This is a genomic window from Paenibacillus sp. HW567 (assembly GCF_000374185.1).
GTDB lineage: Bacteria > Bacillota > Bacilli > Paenibacillales > Paenibacillaceae > Paenibacillus_AQ.
On the sequence record NZ_KB910518.1, the window covers coordinates 1,914,725 to 1,935,285 of the forward strand.

Consider the following 20,561-nt stretch of genomic DNA (forward strand, 5'->3'; position numbering starts at 1 on the left):
ATGGGGCAAACTTTTAGTAAGGATATGGAAGAAACACTTGGTGTAACTGTTGCAGCGGCAGGGTTCAAAGTAACTCCACCATTAATTTCTGAAGGTGATTATTGTGTATTTGTAAAACGCTATAATGAAAAAATTGCGCTATATATTAAGTGTACGGATAATCGAGCGAAAGGGGGCGACGTGGTTATAGCTCTCTGGATAGCACCGGTCGAATTTCCTGACGATAGAATAGAAGTCCTTAATATTGGATTTAAGATCGTTGTTTATTCCGACTATGAAGTCTCTGATGAAATCATATACTCAGTGGGACAAAAACTTGTTGAACTAAGTAGCAATATAACAAGTTTAGCTTTCTCAGTAGAGAGGGATATGGCTAATCCATTCATAGTAAATAAACGCACAAAATTCTATTTCTATTCAAGGGAGATGTACAATAAACTTTGTTCAGCTAAAGAATTTTCGGAAGCATTTGAAGAATTGAAATCTTTAGCTAGAAAATGTATAGATAACAATGCATCATTTGATAAATTGAAGGTTCAATGTACTTCATTTATTGATAAATTAGGGGAGGATTATTTCACCGATGCACTATCATCTTTGAAATCTCAAGAAAAAGGCAGGTTACTAGCTTGTGTTTTATATGCAGAAATGTTGATACAATAATTATCTGAACGAAAATTTGAATAGGGAATTTCATCAAAAGAAGGATCTATAAAGTGATAACAGAAAGTGTGAAGATATGGATATGAAAGTTAAATAATTGCTATGTTACGTAAGTCAGGTTGATTGTGGTGGGATGTACCATGATCGACCTATTTTTTGTTAACATCGTTTGCTTCAAAACTAGTTTTCATGTTAGTCGAAGCAGCTTGAATGCGGCGGCAAGAAACCGATCAGCCTTAGCGAAAAGGATAAATTTTCCATGATGGTGGATGACTCAATTGAAGAATTGAAAAAACGTTTATTAGCATTGAGGATCACTGCAAAAGATAATAAAAATCATAATTCGGCGATTATTGAAAGAATAGAAGAGAAGTATGATTTAGTTCTTCCAGAATTGTACAAGCACTTTATGGTGTATGGAGATTGCAATCTTAATGAATCTCTTCAGTATCAAACTATTGAAAGAACACCATGGTCTGACCAGAATAATACTGAATCAATTGGGTCATTCTTTACTACTGGCGCCGGAGTTAATAATCTTGAAAAAAGTATACAGCAATACTATGAAAGAATTCCTGGATCAATTTTACCGATAGCCAATGATTCTGCCGGTAACCTAATATGTATTGGGGTAAGTGGCGAAGCTAGCGGAAAAATTTACTTTTGGGATCATGAGAATGAGCTTACAGCTAAGGTTATGTTGGATGAAGCTCCATCAGGTAGTATAACAATTGATAATTATTGGGATAACATTTATTTAGTTGCAAATTCTTTTATTGAATTCATCAGGAGTTTGCAGGTCAAGGAAGAGAAAGTAATAAGCGATATTAATTCTAAAATTGCTAGTATAAATATTAGTGATGATTTTATGGAGAAAATGAGATTAGCAAGGGAAAGATTAGAGTCAAAAGAAAGAGGAGGAGAATAAATCGTAAGTGAAAACTCATTCAGCCAGTGTTGATAACATGTAACAGTAAGAGTTGTAAGTTTATCTGGATCAAATATAGAAACCAGCAAGTCTCAGACATCTGAAGAGATTTGCTGGTTTTGGTTTTATTTTGAGCCAAGGGTAACTGTAAAATCGTGATTAAGAGCTTTGATATTAGTTTACCCTAATGAAAGGAGGTTGTTTTTTAATGAGCTCAGAAGAATTTCTTCCTACTAATGAGATAATTGAAGCTATAATAAAAAATTCGATTAACCCTATTCTTATACAACTAGAAAATGACATTGGAGAACTTAAGTATAGATGTTCTGTTTATGTCGATGATAACGAAATGAGTTCGCAAATATTGGGATTTTCTAAAACGGACATTTCTAATGAAAACTCACAACCAATACGATTGAGATTCAGACCAGCATTTAGTGCTAATCAACTAAAATTTCAAGTCCAAGCCGTATTTTCACAAGATGTTTCTCCTCAAGGAACAGGTTTTTCCGGCTTTTGGACAAAGGGGAAAATTAATACTGATAATTTTATAGTAAAGAAATCACCCTGGGTAGCACAGTATAATGTTTGGAAATGGAGAGGATGGAAATAAGTTAGTTAGAAAATGCACGTTTGAGATTTTGAGCGAATTGATGTTGTAGAACTAATAAAAGTTGACTAGGAGACGGTAAAGGTGGACCCTGTTCAAAAAATAGATCCGGTTATTGAAAAGCTTATAGATGGTTTAAGTCCATACCTTCAGTCCTTAGGATTTGTTTACAACAAAAAAAGAAACTTCCTAAGAAAGCTGGAAGAGTGCGATCAAGGACTTAGTGTGCAGTTCCGTCGTATCAAAGGTGAAGAAGCAGGCTATCTTGAAGTTTGTCCAAATGTTATTTTTGAAAAAAGGGTAGACCCGATGAGGTGACGGTCCAACAATGTCTATTTAAAATTAATAATCTTGACTTAAACTCCATAGTAGGAGGGAAAAAATGATATTCGAATCAGAAAATGGCCACCGTATAGAAAATATTCAGAAGAATGAACTTTTAAGCTGCTTACGAAAAATAAATGGAACTTCTAATTCTTATGCGGTATTAGAAACAGGGGAGGGTAATTATATCCAAGTTGGCGGTGGTCCGGTAGAATATACCGTTGAGATCAGGAAGATGCTTCAAGATGCAGAATTCTCTCATTGGAAGGCCAGAAAAATAAATGTTGAAAATGAGGGGATAAAAAAAATAATAATTTCAGGTTCAGTGGTTGATGTTAAGTCGAATCAAGTCATAGACCTGGATACGGTTTTAAAGTTATTTGATGCTTATTTTGATGGACAACCTTTACCATTATCTACAGAATGGGATGATATTACGAATATGTTTTTGTGAATTTTTTAAGTGATCTTTTGTTACTAGCGAGGTGCACCTCATAAAGTTGATATTGGAGTAGGCTCTTGTTTAATCCAGTCAATTCTGTGAGGTGCATTTTTATAGCCAACAGGGCAGAAAAAGGGGTTAAGAAAGGCAAGAAAGCTATAGTAGGTGCGAGTGGTATAAGGAGGTTGGAGCACCCTATGAAAAACATAAATGATTCGCTCAAAGTCTTAGAAGAATGTTTATTTAAGATTGGTCTACCACCTAGAGAAATAAACTATTCTGAAGAGGGAATTACGGAAATTGAGGAGAAATATCACATTTCGCTTCCGGATTTTTGGTATCACGAAAATGAATTAATTGCAAACCTAATGCTAAATGAGAAGAAATACAGAAACGTTAGTTTAGATGATTATTGGGATAATGTCTTTTTAATATCAGATAATTTTCTTGATTTTATAAAAAGTTTTCAAGTTGAAGAGGAAAAAGAACAACAAGACGTTGGATTGAAAATTGTAAGTGAAAGAATGAATGCTGACTTCATGGCTAATATGCTAGCCGCAAGAGCAGAGCTGGAAGCCGAAGAAAACGCAAGAAAAGATAAGAAGAAGCGGAAGTGATTTTGCATAAAAAAGATGAGCAAAACAGGTCGATTACAGTCCAAAGACTGAATAATCGGCCTGTCTTTTTTTCCTCTTCTAACTCTCCCCAAATTTCCTCCCTCATCCAGTTGTAAACCCCCACCCCAAACTTACTTTATATATGAACGAGAAAATATAGAGTGAGGACATAAACGGGCGATGAAATTTAAAAAACTTGCCAGAACCTTTCGTCAGGAAACGCCGAAAGCCGAGTATGTGGAAGGCGAAGCAGCAGCCACTTTGAAGCAAGATTCTACGCAAGCTAGGAATGTGGAGCTAGCGCTGGGCCTGAGCGTTGAACACGCTCTGGATCAGGCAAATGAACAGGCTGCGAATCCTGCGGCTGAACCCGCTCCTGATGCGGCCAATGCAAGCAAGGCAGCGGACTCAACGTCCGCTCGTTCCCCGGTTCCCGATGCTGCTTCCGAAGCCGAGGCGGACGAGGCGGTCCAGCCCTACACCTCCAGCCATGAGCATCTGGCGGAGGAGTTGCGGCGGCTGAATTTGCAGCTTCTGCTGCAAATGCTTGCGAAGCCGCAGATGGACGCCGAGCTGGTCCTGTTGGACAGTGAGATCCGTTGTCTGCTGGATGCTGAGGTAACAGGGGAGGAGGATGCCAGTCTCCTGACTGCAAAGCTCGGCCTGCTGGAGCTGCGCATCGCAGCCAGGCTGGAGGCTAGCAGCCAGCAAGGAATCAAGCTGCCGCTTGTGCAATTGGCAGCCAGGCTGAATCTGTCGCAACTCGAAATGCGGTGCATTATCGCTTGTCTTGCCCCTGAGCTGGACCGGAGGTATGAGCGCATTTACGCTTTTCTGCAGAATGATATGTCGGATATGCGTCCTTCTGTGGATTTTATCCTGCAATTGTTTACTCAGACGGAGGAAGAGCGGCTCGCGGCCCGTCTGCTGTTCGGCGCCGATGCGCCATTGATGAAGCTCCTGCTGGAACGGAGGGGGGAATACGGCGACAGCCGCATCCCGCTTCTTGCCAGACTGCTCAAGCTGGAGGATTGGACGGTGAATGCGCTGCTGGGTTATGAGGTGCTCGATGAACGTCTGGCGAAGGTGGCCGGCCTCTATCCCCCAGAGCTCCCGGAGCAGACGGGGCAGCCGGATGAAACGGAGCAGAGCATGCTCCGGTTTGTGAAGCACTACAGCGGCAGGATGGAACGAAGGAGCGGCAGCCTCCTGTACTGCAGCGGGCCGGATGAAGCCGGGAAGCTTCGCTCGGTCAAGGCGGTCAGCGTCCGGCTTGGCGCTTCGCTGCTGGTGGTCGAGATGGACAAGCTGCTGCAACCGGAGGCGGATTACAGCGAAATGCTGCGGCTGCTGGGAAGGCACACTCTTCTTATAACAACAGCATTGTGTATTACGGGCTTTGACAGCATCGCAACTGAGGATGACCGCTACAAGCTGAAAAGCCGGATGCTGGTGGACATGCTGGAGACTTATGCGCCGCTGACTTTCATCCTTGGAGAGTCGGAGTGGGGAATGAGCTTGACCGGATACAGTCTGAATTTCATCCAGGTTGATTTTCCATTCCCGGATGCTGCGGCCCGCAAGCAGGCTTGGGCAACCTTCAGTCAGGATTACAGGCTGTCTCCGCAGATCAGCATGGAGGATCTCAGCGGCAGCTTCCGCTTTACCTCCGGGCAGATCCGGGCCGCGTTGACCGGAGGCGAGAACATCGCCGTCTGGAACGGCTCCGGCAGCGGGGAGATTAGCCCGAAGGAGCTGTACCAGGCGTGCTACTTCCAATCCAGCCGCAAGATTCAGGCGCTGGCCACGAAGATCCGTGCGGCCTATACCTGGGACATGCTGGTGCTTCCGGGCGAGCAGATGAGCCAATTGCGGGAGATTTGCAACCAGGTGAAGTACCGCTCGCTGGTCTATGGAGAGTGGGGCTTCGCGGGACGTTTGTCACTTGGCAAGGGGCTGAACATTCTGTTTTCCGGCCCGCCGGGGTCGGGGAAGACAATGGCTGCGGAGGTAATCGCAACGGAGCTGAACCTGGAAATCTACAAAATTGATGTTTCGCAGATTGTGAGCAAGTATATCGGGGAGACGGAGAAGAATCTTTCGCGGATTTTTGAGGAAGCGGAAACCTCCAATGCGATTCTCTTCTTTGATGAGGCGGATGCCTTGTTCGGCAAACGCTCCGAGGTCAAGGATGCGCATGACCGGTATGCGAATGTGGAGATCAGCTACCTGCTGCAGAAGATGGAGGAGTATACGGGAATCGTCATTCTGGCTACGAATCTCAATCAGAACCTGGATGATGCCTTTGCGCGCAGGCTGCATTTCAAGCTGGAGTTCCCGTTCCCGGAAAAGAACCAGCGCGGGCTGATCTGGCGGGGCATGTTCCCGCAGGGAGCGCCGCTTGATCCTGACATGGATTACGATTTCATGGCGGACAAGTTCATCCTTGCCGGAGGCAATATCAAGAATATTGCGCTGAACGCGGCCTTTTATGCTGCGCATGAGGGCTGCCCCATCGGGATGAAGCAGATCATGCTTGCAGCCAAACGGGAATATCTCAAGCTGGGCAAAACCTTTTTGCAATCCGATTATGCCCCCTACCACAAACTGATCGAGGTGAAATAAGCATGGCCGTGGATACCGGTACGGTAATAAGAGATGTCAGCACCAGCCTCAAGGCTCTGCTGAAGGCACATGTGCCGGAGTTGAATGACGACAGCTTCATCAGCTTCGGCTCACCAAGCGACATTGACAGCTCAACGATGAAGCTCTCGATGTGCTTGTACTATTTAAGCCACAGCCCCAGCATGCGCAACAGTGAGAAGGAAGAGATCAGCGGCACGAACGAGTTCCATTACCCGCCTGCCTATCTCGATTTGTATTATCTGCTCACCCCGTATGCCAAGGACAGAGAGACGGAGCAGCTCATTCTGGGCAGAATTTTTCAACTGTTTCATGAGCACCCGGTGCTCAGCGGAACGGATCTGACCGGCAACCTTGCCGCATGCGGCAACGAGAAAATCAGGATATCCTACAACAATCTCACGATTCAGGATATCAAGCAGCTCTGGGAGGTTTTTCCCGGCAAGCCTGCCAAGGTCAGCCTGTCCTATCTGGTGTCACCGGTAAGGCTGCCGGCTGACAAGACTATCAAGATTCCGCGGGTTCAGGTAAAGGATCTGGGCATCCACCCCATTTAAATAGAATGGCCCAGGCTTCTTCTTTGAAGGGAGTGATTCATGGAAGGAATAAGCTCATCTGCAAGGCAACCCGAATCAGCGGATATTCCGCAAAAATTCTAGCGTATGCTTCCGAAGCTAGTTTTGTACGAAGACAGTTCATGGAGGCATGTGCTAACAAAACTTTTAGCGTATGCTTCCGAAGCTAGTTTTGTACGAAGACAATTCATGGAGGCATGTGCTAACAAAACTTTTAGCGTATGCTTTCGAAGTGATTTTTGTACGAAGCGGAATCCGTGAAGTAATGCTAACAAAAATTTAGGAGGGTAAGAGATGGCAAATTATTCATCGCCAGGAGTGTATGTAGAGGAAGTCTCAAGCGGTGTCAAGCCGATTGCCGGCGTGGGCACATCTGTGGGGGCTTTTGTAGGGATTGCGGAGAAAGGTGTGATCGGCAAAGCGGTGCTGGTCACGAACTGGAGCCAATTCGTAAGCGAGTTCGGCCAATTTATTCCGAATGGCTATCTGGCCTATGCGGTGTATAACTTTTTCGCCGAAGGAGGCACCTCCTGCTATGTGGTAAGAGCGGCAGCTAAAGATATTCAGCCAGCTTCCCTTACGATCAGAGATACAGACAACCTGGATCTGTTCAAGGTGGTTGCACGCTCCGAGGGGAATTGGGGCAACCGGATTTCGGTTAAGATCAGCCAGTCCTCCAACAAGCAGCAATTCGGCTTCAAAATGGTTGTGCAGTATTTGCTCGACAGTGAATTCGATGATGAATACACCGGGGAAGACGAAGACGGCAAAATCGTCGAAGTTTTCGATAATATGCTGCTGATCAATTTCGAGGAGAAGATCAATCAGGTGTCCGCTTTTGTCAAAGTGAAGCCGCTGGTTGACCTGACCATTCTGGAGAATATGGAGAAAACACCGGCCTTCAACGAAGCGGCCTTGTCGCTTAGCGGCGGCGTGAACGGGATGAACCCGATTGATTTCCTCGGTGATTCTGTCGGCCGGACCGGTATCCATGCGTTCGATACGATTGACGACATCAATATTGTTGCGGCTCCTGACCTTGCGGATATGGCATACAGCCGGGGCACGATTCTGGACATGCTCAATTACTGCAAGCAAAGAAAGGATTGCGTCTTCATCGTTGATCCTCCGCATGGACTGACCCCGTTGGAAGTCAAGGATTTCAAGGAAGGTGCGGGCAATTACTCGGGCAATTCGTTCAATACCTCTTACGGCGCGCTGTACTACCCTTGGGTGTATATCAATGATCCGCTTACCGGCAAGCAAAAGCTCGTGCCGCCGTCAGGTGCCGTTGCCGGGACCTACGCTTATGTGGATTCAGTACGCGGTGTTCATAAAGCGCCGGCAGGCACAACGGACGGCTATCTCGACTCCGTCGTTGGCATTGAGAAGGTCATCACCAAAGCGGAGCAGGAGCTGCTCAATCCCGACGGCATCAACGTGATCCGTTCCCTGCCGGAAGGCATCTGCGTCTGGGGGGCCAGAACCCTGTCCTCCGATTCCGAATGGAATTATGTCAACGTCCGTCGTCTGATGATGTACATTGAGGAATCGCTTGATGAGGGCAGCCAATGGGTTGTTTTTGAACCGAATGATCCAAGCCTTTGGGGCAAGGTGAAGCGCAACCTGACGGCCTTCCTGACCCGTGTCTGGAGAGACGGCGCTTTGTATGGAACTACGCAGGAAGAAGCTTTCTTCGTCAAAGTGGATGAGGAGAACAATCCTCCTTCAGTACGGGATGTAGGCCAGCTTATCATTGAAGTCGGCGTAGCACCCGTCAAACCTGCTGAATTTGTAATCATTCGGGTTAGCCAGAAAACCCTGTCCAAATAAAAGATTGAGAGGAGAATGATCCTATGGCAACCGGCAAAAGATTGGACCCATACCGCAATTACCGTTTCCGGGTCGTTATTGATGGCATTCAAACCGCGGCATTCGCGGATGCGACGATTCCGGATACCTCCACAGAAGCTGTGGATTACCGCGAGGGCATAGATGCTCCGCATGCACGCAAGCTGTCAGGACTGACTAAATTCGGGAACATCACCCTGAAGAAAGGCTTGACTGATTCCCTGGAGCTCTACAACTGGCGCAAGTCGATTGAAGACAAGGGAGCCCTCAAGAACCGTAAGAGCTTGTCGATTATTCTGGTCGATGAGGAAGGCAATGACAAGGCGCAGTGGGATATCCTCGAAGCCTGGCCGATCAAGTACGATGTCAGCGCATTAAGCGCCAAAGGGAACGAGGTTTCTGTCGAATCTATGGAGCTTGTGCATGAAGGTGTGCGCCGGGTGAAATAGTCTTCCGTCCATCGTCACAATGAATTTGATGCGATACTCCAAACCATGAGACGGAAGGTATGCGATCAAATTCAGTGCTGATGATGCTGTCCGGGAAGGGCGAACACACCAGAACTATCTGAGTAGAAGCGAGGGATATCATGGAACTTTTGCAGACTGAATTCAGCTTTACGCTGCCCAAAGGGTACGTGGATGAAGCAGGCACGCTGCATAAACAGGGCACGATGCGCCTGGCGACAGCCGCAGATGAAATTACGCCGCTCCGGGATTCACGGGTCCAGCAGAACCCTGCGTACTTGACCGTCATCCTGCTCTCCAGAGTCGTAACCGGCCTGGGAGGGCTTAAGATGATTACGCCGCGGGTGATCGAAGAGCTGTATACTTCCGATTTTGCCTATTTGCAGGATATGTATAACCGGATTAACCAGAACGGCGCAAATACGGTGCATGCCAAATGCCCCAAATGCGAGCAGCCGTTCGACATTGAAATGGAATCTCTGGGGGAATAGTCGGCTACCCTCTCGACCGCCTCTATGAGGAGGTAGCCTTTCTAACCTACTACCTGCACTGGGACTATACAGCGGTGCTGAATCTGGAGCATTCCGAACGGGGCCGCTGGTGCAGGGAAGTCAGCAAGATCAACCAGAAGCTGAGCGGCGGGGAAGACAAGAAGGACTTCTTTGAGGCTTAGGAGGTTAACATGAAGGCACAAAACATATTGAATATCGGAGCAAAACGGAACTGGGTTCCCGGATACCGGGAAGACCCCTATCTGGCCTATAACTTCATTGTTGAAATTGACGGGATTTCTGTCGGCGGGTTTACCGATGTTTCCGGCCTGAGCATTGAGACGCAGGTGGAGCGCAAGAACTTCGGCGGGGAGAATCATAAGGAGTTCGTCTTCCTCAGTCAGACCAAATTTTCTGACCTGACGCTGAAGAACGGAGTCACGAACGACGACTTTCTCTGGAATTGGTATCAAAATGTGATCAACGGCGTAATCAAGCGGCGCAGCGGCTCCATCTGTCTGCTGGACCATTCCGGCACGCCCAAGGTGTGGTGGAACTTTATCGAGGCCTGTCCCATTAAGTGGGAAGGACCGGCCTTCAGTGCAAGCAGCAGTTCGGTTGCTGTCGAGAGTCTGGTGCTAACCCATAACGGGCTGTACAGGTACAGATAATGAAACCGATCATCCGGGCGCATATTCCACTGGCGGACCGGAAGAGGCTGGACTTTGTCCAAGGCATCCTGGGAAAGTATGGCTTAACGCGATGGCGGCGGCAATTTCAGAGCCTGATTCTGCGGAAATTCCCATTGTCCTTAACGGAGCCTGCTGCGAAGCCCTCTGACGTGATTGTCAACAATATCAGTTCTCACACAGAGAAGCATATTTACCATTCTATTTACCATCCGGTGATGCAGACCCTTACACTGCAGAAGTCACCAAATCTTATGTTGAAAATAATCCGGAGTTCACCCGGGAGCTTGTCTGTCCTTCAGCCGAATGAGAGCGGTGATAAGGGAGACAGCAAGCTGATCTACAGCAGTCCTCACCCTACTGAGGCACTGGAGGAGAGAGTCAGGGAGCATAGAGGATCAGAACAGAATCGGCTGGCCGGTTCCTACCCGCCGCTTCATTCCGGCCTAAGGGAGCCGCAAGCGCTGAAGGATCTGTCTCTGTCTGCGATTAGGCATCCTGAAGGGACCCGTGATTTCCGGCGGTCTGTTCCTCCGCTGAAGTCAGCCTTGGCTGACAGGGCGGCAGAAGCGAAGCACGGAACAGCGAGCGAACTTCAGCTACAGCAGTTTAAGCTGCCCCGGCTGCGGCAATTCGGTGCTGACAATGCTCCGCAGCATGTGCCGGCTGCCTACCGCCAGCTTCAGGCTCTGCGGATCTACAGCCTGATTAGAGATCCTAAGGCTTCTTCCGCAGCTCAGGTTCTGGTACTGAATCAGGAGGTGCAGGCCGCACCGCCCGAAAAGGCCGAAAGGTCTGGACTGACCGGGCCTCCATTATTGGCACTGAAGCCTATTACCAAAGAGGCAGTCTCAGGCTCTGCCGGGATCGCTGTGGGAACACAGCATAGCACTCCATCAACAGCCTTCGTGCCAAGTCCGGGTCTCCAGTTCTCGCCGGGTCCTAGCCTTAAGCTGGCCCTTGGCCGGAGAATTGAGGCGGCACTGGAACATATGGAGGCCGCGCCAAGCCAGAGGGAGGCGCAGCAGCACAAGTCTGTAGTAGCGCCCAAACTGCTCCCGTTGTGGAAGGGGCGGATGATTCTGCAGTTACCGGTTCCGCAAGAGCCGCAAGAATTGCATAAACTTCAGGAGTTACGAGGACCGCAGGCGGCCGCTGTGCGGTACACTTCAGCCTTGCTGAACAGTGCCCGGCTGACGGAAGCTTACGGGCGGTACGCTAACGTTCTGAAGTCAGGCCGGCGGATCACAGCCGCCCCGGAGCAAGAAGATAGCCTTCAGCTTCCGGACCGGCCGCGCAGCCTGATTCTGCGCAAGCCTGAGCCCGGAGCGGCAATGGCTTCAACGCCGGAACAGACGCACACGGGAGATGTCCTTCGGGAGCAGGCTGTCCAGCCTCCCGCCCATTTCCCCGTCCAGGCAAAGGCTCCCGCTACAAAGCTGGACGCGGCGGAATTGAACCAGCTCGCAGAGCGGGTCTATCAGGTGCTTGAGAAGAGAATAGCCATTCGGAAAGATCGGAGGGGGCTTAGATAATGGCGGAGAAAGCGAAAATTATCCCCCTGGATATGGGCGGCGGAGCCATTGAGGTGATGTTCAACCCCAACGAGTACACCGTTTCGTTTGAAGGCAAATATACCGGGGAGAAGAATAACAAGCAATTTCAAATTACGGAAACGCCTGAATTCAAGGTTTCTTTATTCTATGACACGTATGAAAAACGCACGGATGTGCGCAAGAAAACGAAACTGCTGACCTCACTGCTTGATCCCAAGGTAAGCGGCAAAAGCACGAAAAAGCCGCCGGTCTGCATGTTCGTCTGGGGCGGCTTCACCTATCGCGGCCTCCTGAGCAAGATTGAACAGAAATTCACGATGTTCATGGAGAACGGCACACCTGTGCGTTCCTTGCTGGACGTCACGTTCATCACGGATGAGCCGGACAAGACGGTGGAGGACAGCCAGGGGCTTAATGCTTGCCGGAAGCTGTGGGTGGTCAAGAGCGGCGACCGGCTGGATCTGATTGCGAACGAAGCGCTGAAAGATCCGCTGATGTGGCGCAGAATCGCCGAGCTGAACAAGATCGTCAATCCCATCGGTTTTCCTGGAAAAAATGATGTCGGGAGGACCTTGGTCATCCCGGATTAAGGCGGGGGTTACATGAGCACCAGCGTAGCGAATTACAAGATTGAGCTGAATGGAAGCAAGCTTTCCCAAGAGCTGACGGCAGCGGTGGAGGGCGTCACGCTGGAGGATGAAATCAATCTGCCGGCTTTATTTTCCATCCAGATGAATATGGTCAATTCCGGCAGCGGCATGTGGCGGGGCACGGATCTCAAGAGCATCAAGCCGGGAGATAAAGTGAAGCTGTCGCTTGGGCTGGACAAAACCGAGCCGCTCATCAGCGGGGAGGTTACTTCCCTCGATCTGAATTTCTCCGAGCACTCCGTGGTGGAGATCCGCGGGTACGACCTGCTTCACAGGCTCCGCATGGGGACAAGAAGCAAAGCTTTTTTGAAGAAAAAGGACAGCGACATCGCTTCGGAAATCGCCAAAGAGCATGGCTTGACACCAGTGGTCGATGATACGGGGACCGTATATCCCTACATATTCCAGAACAATCAGAGCAACTACGAGTTCCTGCTGGAGAGGGCGGCCATGCTGGATTACGAGCTGTATGTGGACGACAAGAAGCTGTATTATGTCAAGTCGCGGGCCGGGAAAGCTCCCGGTCTGCCTGAGATGAGCTTCAAGAAGGACTTTGAACGGCTGAACCTGGAGCTGCGGACGCTGACACGCGGGAGCAAGGTGAAGATCAGAGGCTGGGACGTCAAGGAGAAGAAGGAGCTGGAGGCCGAGGCCAAGACCGGGGATGAGAAAACCAAGATGGGCGGGACCGAGTCCGGGTTCGCGCTGAGCGCGAAAGCCATCGAGGAATCGCCGATTGCCATCATGGCCGAGAATCTGCTGGATATGAGCGAGGCCAAAACGCTGGCATCCGCCGCGTACAACAGCCGCCTCCGCGATTTCATCGCCGGGGAGGGCATGTGCTGGGGAAATCCGCAGCTTAGGGCCGGCCAGACGGTGAAGCTGATGGGCCTCGGGGACCGCTTCAGCGGCATTTATTACATTGTCTCCACGGTTCACAAGATAGACAGCAAAGGCTACACAACGACATTTAAGGTAAAGAGGACTGGCCTATGAATGAAGGACCCGGAATTTCAAATTTTACCGACAGCATCATTAATGAAGGACGGATCTACGGGGTAATGGTGGGGATTGTCACTAGCAATGATTCTGCTAACAATGCGGATAAGCCGGGGCCGGGAAGGGTGAAGGTAAAGATCCCGCTGATGGGCATGCCGGAATCCAATTGGGCGCGGATGGCCTCCTGGATGGCAGGGAAGGAGCGGGGAGCTTTTTTTCTGCCGGAGGTGGATGATGAGGTGCTGGTGGCTTTTGAGAATGGCGATGTCAACCGGCCTTATGTAATCGGCTCTCTGTGGAACGGCAAGGACACCCCGCCCGAGACGAACAAAGACGGCAAGAACAACATCCGTATGATTAAATCGCGCAGCGGTCATGTGCTGAAATTTGACGATACCGGGGGGAAGGAGAAAATAACGCTCACCTCCTCCAAAGGGCATGTCATCCAGCTCGATGATACAAGCGGTGCAGAGCAGATCAGAATCGCCGACAAATCAGGCAAAAACAAGATTGTCATAGATATCAAAGCGAACAAGCTGTCAATCCTGTCAGAGCAGGATATCGACATTTCCGCGCCTAAGGGCAAGCTGTCCCTCTCCGCCAAAACTATTGAAATGAAATCATCGGCAGCGACCAAAATCGAAGCCTCCGCGGGGATGGATGTCAAAGCATCGGGCAGCATGACCCTCAAAGGGGCTACGGTGAATATCAATTAGCGAGGAGAACTGACACATGGGACAACCTGCCGCGAAAAAAGGGGACCGTATTCTTGCCACGGATACGCACATCGTTATGCTTCCAGCCGGTTCCGCCGTCGTTCCGACGCCCTTGCCCCATCCGTTTACAGGGATTCTGGACGGTGCGCTAAGCGGCAATGTCAATATCATGGGACAGCCGGCAGCGACGGTGGACTCCACGGCTACCAATACACCGGCCCATGTCCCGCAGGGAGGCCCTTTTCAAAAACCTCCGAAAAATCAGGGGAAAATCATAGCCGGAAGCGCAACAGTAAAAATCAATGGAAAAATGGCCGCCAGAAACAGCGATCCGGCGCTAACCTGCAATGATCCGGCTGACCTGCCTGTCGGCAAGGTGGTTGCGGCAGGGACGGTCTTAATAGGAGGCTGAATTATGGAAGTCGTTGATTTTTTGGGACGGGGGTGGAAATTTCCCTTCGCTGTCCAAAGAGGCAGTATCAATCATTCAGAAGGTGAAGACTCCATCAAGGAATCCATCATTCTGATTTTATCCACCTCCCGGGGTGAACGTGTAATGAGGCCTGATTTTGGCTGCAGGCTGAATGAGCTTGTGTTTGCGCCAAATACAATGAGCACCGCCACATTGCTCAGAAGCTATATTCAAGAAGCGCTGCTGAACTGGGAGCCGAGGATTGAAGTGGATGATATTACAGTCACGCCACGCTCCGATCTGTCGGAGCTGGAAGTGTCCATCGACTATTCGATCAAGGCCAGCAACAGCAAATATAATCTGGTTTATCCATTCTTCCTTGAAAGCGTGGGGAAATAATGCGAAACAATGTGCCTGTCATTGATAAGCGGAATCAGGAGCAACTGGTTCCGGAGCTGAGACGCTTAATCTACCAATACTGCCGCAGAGAATGGACAGATCTGACGGAGCTGGAAGCGGATAAGAAGGTGGACGCCCTGGTTCATATCTTTACGGACATGATGGGAAAAGTCATTGACCGTTTGAACAAGGCGCCTGAGAAGAACTTCATTTCCTTCTTGAATCTGATCGGCATTCATCCTACGCCTCCGAGAGCAGCCAAAGCCCCCCTGCTGTTCAAGCAGAAGCCGGATTCGGACAAGCTCAGCACGATACCGGCAGGGACCAAGGTATCGGCCCAGCCGGAAACCGGAGCTGAGGAGATTTTTGAAACCGAGAAGGATTTGACGGTTATCCAGCCCCGTCTGGTCAGAGCCGTCAGTCTTGATCCCGGGGAAGACCGGTGGAGCAATCAGGATTTTCTGTTCGCAGAGGAGCGTTCCGGTAAGAACGCCAAATTGTTCACAGGAGATTCCACGGTGGTCCACAGGCTGTATCTGGGCCATTCGCAATTGCTAGGCTTCGAGGAGGCGGGCAGCCGCTTGTCGGTGTACTTTAACAAGCCTGAAGCTGCTGCGTCTGCGAAGGCGGAAGGGGACACCCAACAGCGCAGCCCGCTGCTGGATATGAACTGGTTCATCTTCGATGACCAGGGGAACGCCGTCCGGCAGAAGCCGGATTATATCCGGGAGACAGCAGATAACGCATGGAGGGCTGTATTTCAATTTGATCACCTGTCCGGGGTTCACTCCAAAGCCATTTCCGGTTATGAACGCGGGGAGGCGCTAGAATCTTGGACGAACAAATGGATATTTGCCGAGCTGCAAACCTCAATCACCAAGGCTGGACTAATGCCGGATATCGAGGACATCCGCATGGAGCTGAGCGTAGTCAGCCCGGCTCCATTATCGCCCGATTTGGCTGTGAACAATGGAACGCTGCTGGACATGGGCAAGGATTATTATCCCTTTGGCGAGAAGCCCAAGGTGAATGACACGTTCTACATCGCCTGCAATGAGGTTTTCTCCAAGGCGGATTCAGAGATTTCACTCAAGATTGAGCTGTCCGAGCCGGAGATCAGCAAGCTGCCGGATACCCCCTATGTCAAGCTGGGCTGGGAGTATTGGAACGGAAGCGAATGGCTTGCGATTAACAGCCTGCATGAAGAGAGCAGCGGAGCTGCGGGGAATTCAGAAGCCGCTGCCGCCCGCGTATCCTGCTTAACCGCAAGCGGGACCCTCAGCTTCCGGTGCCCGGGGATGCAGCCGCTTACGATTAACGGCGAAGAACGCCACTGGCTGCGTGTCCGCATCACCGGCGGGAACTATGGCGAGGAAGCGAAATATGAATACCAGGATGAAGCGGTCAAGCTTGGCGAAGCCAGCATCAACGTGGCCCAGCTCAAGGTGACGCCAGCGACCTACGCGCCGCCTTCGATCCGCAAGCTCAGCATAACCTACAGCTATACACTGGAGGCGCACCCGGAAATGGTGCTCACCGAGAATAATTTCAGCTTTGAGGATAAGACGGCTGAATGCATGGAGCCGGGTCAATACTTCAAGCCCTTTTATCCCTGTGCCGAGGTGGAGCCGACGTTTTATCTTGCATTTGACCGTGATATCAGCAATTTGCCGGTGTCGCTCTTTTTCCCGTTGACAGGGGAGCAGCTCGGGCATCCGATCGTGGCCTGGGAGTATTGGGAGGGCAGACGGTGGATGACGCTTAGTGTCAATGACGAGATCAGAGGGTTTACCAGACGTGAGATTCTGCAGTTTGCCGTTCCCGCAGATATCGAGAAGCGTCCGCTGTTCGGAACAGAGCACTACTGGATTCGTGCCCGTCTGGACGAAGGGGATTTTGATATTCCGCCGCAGGTGGAGGCGATCTCCGCAAATGCGGTGTGGGCCCGCAACTCCAATTCGATTGCCGCCGAGATTCCCGGCTCCAGCAACGGCGAAGAGAACCAGACATTCCAGTTATCCAAAACACCGGTATTGCCCGGACAGCTTCTCAGCATCCGTGAGACCTCGGGACAAGGAGATTGGGTGCTCTGGCAGGAGGTCGATGCCTTCTCCATGTCCGCATCCGGCAGCAGGCACTATATGATGGACCGCAGCAGCGGAACGATTATGTTCGGGGATGGAAAAAACGGCATGATCCCGCCGACCGGAATCGACAACATCAAGTGCGATTACAAGCATGGGGGCGGAGCCACTGGGAATGTGGCGGCTGGAACCATTACGAAGATATGGGACAGCTTCAGTTGGCTGGATTCGGTGACCAATCCGGTGCCAGCGGATGGCGGCTTTGACGAGGAAGAAGCGGAGCAGGCGGAAATCCGCGGCCCGCATACGCTGAAGAGCTGGGACAGAGGTGTAACCGCCGAGGATATGGAGTGGCTGGTGCGGGAGGCCATGCCGCAGATTGCCAAAGTAAAATGCCTCAGCGCCATGAACAGCGACCTGGAATTCGTTCCCGGCACAGCCACGATGATTGTCGTACCGGAGACAAACGATCCGAAGCCGGTTCCCAGCCAGGAGCTGCTCAGTGAGATTGAAGCCTATCTGCGCGAACGGACCTCAGCGATTCTGGACACCAATGTGCCGGGAATCCAGGTAATGGGCCCGGATTATGTCCGTGTCGGAGTGGAAGCGAATGTAACCTTCACCTCAGTGGATCAGCGAAAGGTTGCGGAAGGCCGGATTATTGACAATCTGAAGATGTTCTTTCATCCGCTGTATGGAGGCGACGGAAATACGGGCTGGGATTTAGGCAAACACCTGTATGTGTCCGAGGTCTATGCAGTGATTAAGAATACGCCCGGTGTCGACTATGTCTCCGGGATTGCCGTCAAAGCTTCGGTGCAGTGTTTTACTGTAAGCCTTGAACCCTTGGAGAGCGGTCCCTATAAACCTCTGGCAGCTTATCCGAAATACAGTGCGGTCAGATCTGACGACAACTCCATCCTCTATGCGCTTGGGGAAACAATTGAGGCCGGAAGCAGTGTGAAGACGCTGGTGCTGAAGGGCTTCAAGGAGAAGGAATTCATCAGGCTCCGTTACAGAAGCTATAGTCCGGTAGAGCTGATGGTAGTATCCATTGACGGTGACATTCTGGAATGCCGGACCAAGGATGAGGAACCGCTGGAGCGGAGTTATCCTGAGGGCAGCGATTTGGAATTTGACATTACCGAGGATTTGACGCTCCGCACCTATATTTTAAATGAGGTCGCAGCGGGTTCGGTTTCATTTTTTGTAAAAATTGCATTGCTTGAGCAGAGGGACATTGTCTACCTGAGCCGGACCGATGAGTATGTCAACACTACGCCGCTTAAGATTCATGAGGTCCGCTCGGAAAATATTTATCTTGAGTCGAATGAGCTGATCTATGGCGGGACTCATTTCATTAACAAGCCGGACGAGCTGGTCTTTCCTTATTTGTTGGACAAGAAAACGAACCGCATTCACGATCTGACCGGCACTACGGCAGACTGTAAGCTCGCGTCGATCATGAAGGAAGACCGGAAATATTTGACCGAGCTGACAGCAGCACCGGAGACGGCAACCCGTTGCCCGCATTGTTTTGCTAAAAATTTACAAATAAGTTGAATTTGAAAGGTTTTTAAGAAGGCGCAGTGCGGAGGGGAAATTTGGAACTGTAGGAGCGTTAGCGTCCGCCTGAGAGCTTTCCGTAGGAAAGCTGGCATCGTAAGCATAAGCTGTCTACGGATTTCCACCGCGAAGAGCGGTACAAATCAAGAAATTTGAAGACAACAGCGGCCGGAAGTCCAAATGTTCCCCGCAGTACGATCCGCCTTAATATGAAATTTAAAGTTCAACTTATAATCACAGAAAGGAGGAAATCGCATGCCGCTTCCTGTACCCAACCTGGATGATCTTGGATTTGATGCCCTTGTCGCCGATGCCAAATCGCTGATTCCGCTCTACGATCCGGAATGGACGAATTATAACCCCTCGGACCCCGGCATCACACTCTTGGAGCTGTTTGCCTGGTTCAGTGAAATGGTGCTGTACCGTATGGACCAGGTGACAGAGGAGAGCCAGCTACAATTTCTCAAGCTGCTTGGCATTACGCTGGCAGAAGGGGAAGAGCTGGCATCCGGGATACACCGCGGGGCGCAGCAATTCTCGCAATCTTATAGAGCTGTAACCGCAGCGGATTATCAGCTCTTGGCCGAGCAGGGCCTGCTCGAAATCTCTCAAATCCTTACTAAGTATCCCGATCTGGCGGTCCGCACACTGTGTCTGATCAATACGGATCTGGAGAACGGCACCGGAGTGAAGAAAGAAGCCTTCGGGCATGTCTCCGTAATTCTGATTCTGCAAACGGACAATCAGAAGGATCTGCTGCGGGAAATAACCGAGATCAAACAAAGTGTCAAAGCTTATCTGGATGCCCGCAAGCTGCTGACCACCCGTGTTCATGTGGTGGAGCCTGATTACCGGGAGGTCCAGATCGAGATGGTGGTTGCAGCCAAGGATAAGAGCATAGGCAGCACTGTAAAGACCAGCATTGTCCGGTTTCTTGACCCGGTTAGCGGAGGAGAGGAGGGCCAGGGCTGGCCTCCGGGGAGAAGGCTGTACGCCTCCGATTTGTACCATCTGGTAGAGGGCATAACCGGAATCGACCATGTCACCCGTGTGGTGCTTGAGTCGCCCGAGCTGCTGCCCTATCAATTATTTAAGCTGCAGGAACTGAAGGTTGAGGTGGAACCATGAGCAGTCCGAACGATACCAGCTATGTGCAGTACCTTCCGCGGGTGTTCCAGCAGAAATCGGGAGAATCCGATGAGAAGTTTTTTCTGGGCCGGTTCCTGAAGGCGTTTGAAGCAATGCTCTCCGGCAAAACCGGGGCAACCAGTGAAGAATCGGTGGGCATTGAAGCGCTGCTGGACAGCATGCACCAGTATTTTGACCCAGCTCTGGCCCCCTCGCAGTTTCTGCCGTGGCTGGCCGGCTGGGTAGGGCTGGAGCTTGCGGAGGGGGTGGAATATGACGGTGAGCAGGATAACCGGGAGCGAACGCTTGCCACCCTGCAGACTCTTCCGCTGTCCACCGCCCGCAGCACGGTTAACCGCAATCTGCTCGGCAGCATCGTCCAGTTATACAAGAAACGCGGAACGCTGGCGGGGCTTGCGGAATATTTGCAGGTATATGCGGGGGAAGAAGCAGCAATTCATATCAGTGACTATGAGGAGCCGGTCCGCTGCGGCAACGCACAGCGTGTGGGGATCAACACAATGGTGGGAGCGGCGAAGCCAAGCTATTTCTCCGTTCATGTTGTCCTTCCTGCACACAGCCGGACAATTCTGCAGAATAAGGTACGAATCCTGCAGGAGGTCATCCGGAAGGAAAAACCTTTTTACACCAACTCCAGCCTGAATATTGAAGTCCCTTATATGTGCCTTGGGGTGTATGGCGCGCTGGGAATGGAAACCTTGCTCGGGGGTATGACAGAGGAATAGAGATT

The 20,561-nt window shown here is 50.4% G+C and carries 22 protein-coding genes; all 22 read left to right on the top strand.

Annotation, left to right across the window (positions count from 1 at the left end; genetic code table 11):
* The 22 genes from B212_RS0108520 to B212_RS0108625 all read left to right on the top strand — a co-directional run bounded on the left by B212_RS0108520 (nucleotide 1) and on the right by B212_RS0108625 (nucleotide 20,556).
* Nucleotides 1-663 carry a hypothetical protein gene (locus B212_RS0108520; RefSeq protein ID WP_019910178.1) on the top strand — a complete coding sequence of 221 codons (663 nt, stop codon included), beginning with the start codon at nucleotides 1-3 and terminating at the stop codon, nucleotides 661-663.
* 259 nt (nucleotides 664-922) lie between these two features.
* Nucleotides 923-1,591 (top strand): SMI1/KNR4 family protein, encoded by a 669-nt coding sequence (locus B212_RS0108525; protein ID WP_019910179.1) that lies wholly within the window; start codon nucleotides 923-925, stop codon nucleotides 1,589-1,591.
* A gap of 208 nt (nucleotides 1,592-1,799) precedes the next feature.
* Nucleotides 1,800-2,204 (top strand): hypothetical protein, encoded by a 405-nt coding sequence (locus B212_RS0108530; protein ID WP_019910180.1) that lies wholly within the window; start codon nucleotides 1,800-1,802, stop codon nucleotides 2,202-2,204.
* A gap of 81 nt (nucleotides 2,205-2,285) precedes the next feature.
* Nucleotides 2,286-2,519, top strand: a complete 234-nt coding sequence (locus B212_RS0108535; RefSeq protein WP_019910181.1) for a hypothetical protein — start codon at nucleotides 2,286-2,288, stop codon at nucleotides 2,517-2,519.
* Nucleotides 2,520-2,583: 64 nt separating this feature from the next.
* The gene (locus tag B212_RS0108540; RefSeq protein WP_019910182.1) at nucleotides 2,584-2,979 is read left to right on the top strand and encodes a hypothetical protein; all 396 of its coding nucleotides are present in this window, start codon (nucleotides 2,584-2,586) and stop codon (nucleotides 2,977-2,979) included.
* 65 nt (nucleotides 2,980-3,044) lie between these two features.
* Nucleotides 3,045-3,584 carry a hypothetical protein gene (locus B212_RS0108545; RefSeq protein WP_019910183.1) on the top strand — a complete coding sequence of 180 codons (540 nt, stop codon included), beginning with the start codon at nucleotides 3,045-3,047 and terminating at the stop codon, nucleotides 3,582-3,584.
* Between the two features lie 180 nt (nucleotides 3,585-3,764).
* Complete coding sequence (locus B212_RS0108550; protein ID WP_019910185.1) at nucleotides 3,765-6,209, top strand: ATP-binding protein; 2,445 nt, start codon at nucleotides 3,765-3,767, stop codon at nucleotides 6,207-6,209.
* Nucleotides 6,210-6,211: 2 nt separating this feature from the next.
* Complete coding sequence (locus B212_RS0108555; protein ID WP_019910186.1) at nucleotides 6,212-6,784, top strand: DUF4255 domain-containing protein; 573 nt, start codon at nucleotides 6,212-6,214, stop codon at nucleotides 6,782-6,784.
* Nucleotides 6,785-7,096: 312 nt separating this feature from the next.
* Nucleotides 7,097-8,635 (top strand): phage tail sheath family protein, encoded by a 1,539-nt coding sequence (locus B212_RS0108560; protein WP_019910187.1) that lies wholly within the window; start codon nucleotides 7,097-7,099, stop codon nucleotides 8,633-8,635.
* 23 nt (nucleotides 8,636-8,658) lie between these two features.
* Entirely contained in the window at nucleotides 8,659-9,102 is a 444-nt protein-coding gene (locus B212_RS0108565) for a phage tail protein (RefSeq protein WP_019910188.1), read from the top strand.
* Nucleotides 9,103-9,242: 140 nt separating this feature from the next.
* Nucleotides 9,243-9,611, top strand: a complete 369-nt coding sequence (locus B212_RS0108570; protein ID WP_019910189.1) for a hypothetical protein — start codon at nucleotides 9,243-9,245, stop codon at nucleotides 9,609-9,611.
* Entirely contained in the window at nucleotides 9,608-9,793 is a 186-nt protein-coding gene (locus B212_RS35785) for a DUF6760 family protein (protein WP_028530696.1), read from the top strand. The genes B212_RS0108570 and B212_RS35785 overlap by 4 nt, the downstream gene beginning before the upstream one ends.
* 9 nt (nucleotides 9,794-9,802) lie before the next feature.
* Entirely contained in the window at nucleotides 9,803-10,282 is a 480-nt protein-coding gene (locus tag B212_RS0108580) for a phage tail protein (protein ID WP_019910192.1), read from the top strand.
* On the top strand, nucleotides 10,282-11,835 hold the full coding sequence (locus tag B212_RS0108585; protein ID WP_019910193.1) for a hypothetical protein: 1,554 nt from the start codon (nucleotides 10,282-10,284) through the stop codon (nucleotides 11,833-11,835). Before B212_RS0108580 ends, B212_RS0108585 begins: the two co-directional genes overlap by 1 nt.
* Nucleotides 11,835-12,446, top strand: a complete 612-nt coding sequence (locus tag B212_RS0108590) for a CIS tube protein (RefSeq protein WP_019910194.1) — start codon at nucleotides 11,835-11,837, stop codon at nucleotides 12,444-12,446. The genes B212_RS0108585 and B212_RS0108590 overlap by 1 nt, the downstream gene beginning before the upstream one ends.
* A 12-nt stretch (nucleotides 12,447-12,458) precedes the next feature.
* Nucleotides 12,459-13,502, top strand: a complete 1,044-nt coding sequence (locus B212_RS0108595) for a phage late control D family protein (protein WP_019910195.1) — start codon at nucleotides 12,459-12,461, stop codon at nucleotides 13,500-13,502.
* Nucleotides 13,499-14,221 (top strand): phage baseplate assembly protein V, encoded by a 723-nt coding sequence (locus B212_RS0108600; RefSeq protein WP_019910197.1) that lies wholly within the window; start codon nucleotides 13,499-13,501, stop codon nucleotides 14,219-14,221. Before B212_RS0108595 ends, B212_RS0108600 begins: the two co-directional genes overlap by 4 nt.
* 16 nt (nucleotides 14,222-14,237) lie before the next feature.
* Nucleotides 14,238-14,633 (top strand): PAAR domain-containing protein, encoded by a 396-nt coding sequence (locus B212_RS0108605; RefSeq protein WP_019910198.1) that lies wholly within the window; start codon nucleotides 14,238-14,240, stop codon nucleotides 14,631-14,633.
* 3 nt (nucleotides 14,634-14,636) lie between these two features.
* Nucleotides 14,637-15,032: a GPW/gp25 family protein gene (locus B212_RS0108610; protein ID WP_019910199.1), complete on the top strand. Its 396-nt coding sequence runs from the start codon at nucleotides 14,637-14,639 to the stop codon at nucleotides 15,030-15,032.
* On the top strand, nucleotides 15,032-18,679 hold the full coding sequence (locus tag B212_RS0108615) for a putative baseplate assembly protein (protein WP_019910200.1): 3,648 nt from the start codon (nucleotides 15,032-15,034) through the stop codon (nucleotides 18,677-18,679). The genes B212_RS0108610 and B212_RS0108615 overlap by 1 nt, the downstream gene beginning before the upstream one ends.
* A gap of 258 nt (nucleotides 18,680-18,937) precedes the next feature.
* Nucleotides 18,938-19,810 carry a hypothetical protein gene (locus B212_RS0108620; RefSeq protein WP_019910201.1) on the top strand — a complete coding sequence of 291 codons (873 nt, stop codon included), beginning with the start codon at nucleotides 18,938-18,940 and terminating at the stop codon, nucleotides 19,808-19,810.
* Complete coding sequence (locus B212_RS0108625; RefSeq protein ID WP_019910202.1) at nucleotides 19,807-20,556, top strand: phage tail protein; 750 nt, start codon at nucleotides 19,807-19,809, stop codon at nucleotides 20,554-20,556. The genes B212_RS0108620 and B212_RS0108625 overlap by 4 nt, the downstream gene beginning before the upstream one ends.
* Nucleotides 20,557-20,561: the final 5 nt, after the last annotated feature.

Excerpts from the sequence above, each read along its gene's own strand:
- B212_RS0108520 (WP_019910178.1), top strand. The coding sequence starts at position 1 with ATGGGGCAAACTTTTAGTAAGGATATGGAAGAAACACTTGGTGTAACT.
- B212_RS0108525 (WP_019910179.1), top strand. The coding sequence starts at position 923 with ATGATGGTGGATGACTCAATTGAAGAATTGAAAAAACGTTTATTAGCA.
- B212_RS0108530 (WP_019910180.1), top strand. The coding sequence starts at position 1,800 with ATGAGCTCAGAAGAATTTCTTCCTACTAATGAGATAATTGAAGCTATA.
- B212_RS0108540 (WP_019910182.1), top strand. The coding sequence starts at position 2,584 with ATGATATTCGAATCAGAAAATGGCCACCGTATAGAAAATATTCAGAAG.
- B212_RS0108550 (WP_019910185.1), top strand. The coding sequence starts at position 3,765 with ATGAAATTTAAAAAACTTGCCAGAACCTTTCGTCAGGAAACGCCGAAA.
- B212_RS0108555 (WP_019910186.1), top strand. The coding sequence starts at position 6,212 with ATGGCCGTGGATACCGGTACGGTAATAAGAGATGTCAGCACCAGCCTC.
- B212_RS0108560 (WP_019910187.1), top strand. The coding sequence starts at position 7,097 with ATGGCAAATTATTCATCGCCAGGAGTGTATGTAGAGGAAGTCTCAAGC.
- B212_RS0108565 (WP_019910188.1), top strand. The coding sequence starts at position 8,659 with ATGGCAACCGGCAAAAGATTGGACCCATACCGCAATTACCGTTTCCGG.
- B212_RS0108570 (WP_019910189.1), top strand. The coding sequence starts at position 9,243 with ATGGAACTTTTGCAGACTGAATTCAGCTTTACGCTGCCCAAAGGGTAC.
- B212_RS0108580 (WP_019910192.1), top strand. The coding sequence starts at position 9,803 with ATGAAGGCACAAAACATATTGAATATCGGAGCAAAACGGAACTGGGTT.
- B212_RS0108585 (WP_019910193.1), top strand. The coding sequence starts at position 10,282 with ATGAAACCGATCATCCGGGCGCATATTCCACTGGCGGACCGGAAGAGG.
- B212_RS0108590 (WP_019910194.1), top strand. The coding sequence starts at position 11,835 with ATGGCGGAGAAAGCGAAAATTATCCCCCTGGATATGGGCGGCGGAGCC.
- B212_RS0108595 (WP_019910195.1), top strand. The coding sequence starts at position 12,459 with ATGAGCACCAGCGTAGCGAATTACAAGATTGAGCTGAATGGAAGCAAG.
- B212_RS0108600 (WP_019910197.1), top strand. The coding sequence starts at position 13,499 with ATGAATGAAGGACCCGGAATTTCAAATTTTACCGACAGCATCATTAAT.
- B212_RS0108605 (WP_019910198.1), top strand. The coding sequence starts at position 14,238 with ATGGGACAACCTGCCGCGAAAAAAGGGGACCGTATTCTTGCCACGGAT.
- B212_RS0108610 (WP_019910199.1), top strand. The coding sequence starts at position 14,637 with ATGGAAGTCGTTGATTTTTTGGGACGGGGGTGGAAATTTCCCTTCGCT.
- B212_RS0108615 (WP_019910200.1), top strand. The coding sequence starts at position 15,032 with ATGCGAAACAATGTGCCTGTCATTGATAAGCGGAATCAGGAGCAACTG.
- B212_RS0108620 (WP_019910201.1), top strand. The coding sequence starts at position 18,938 with ATGCCGCTTCCTGTACCCAACCTGGATGATCTTGGATTTGATGCCCTT.
- B212_RS0108625 (WP_019910202.1), top strand. The coding sequence starts at position 19,807 with ATGAGCAGTCCGAACGATACCAGCTATGTGCAGTACCTTCCGCGGGTG.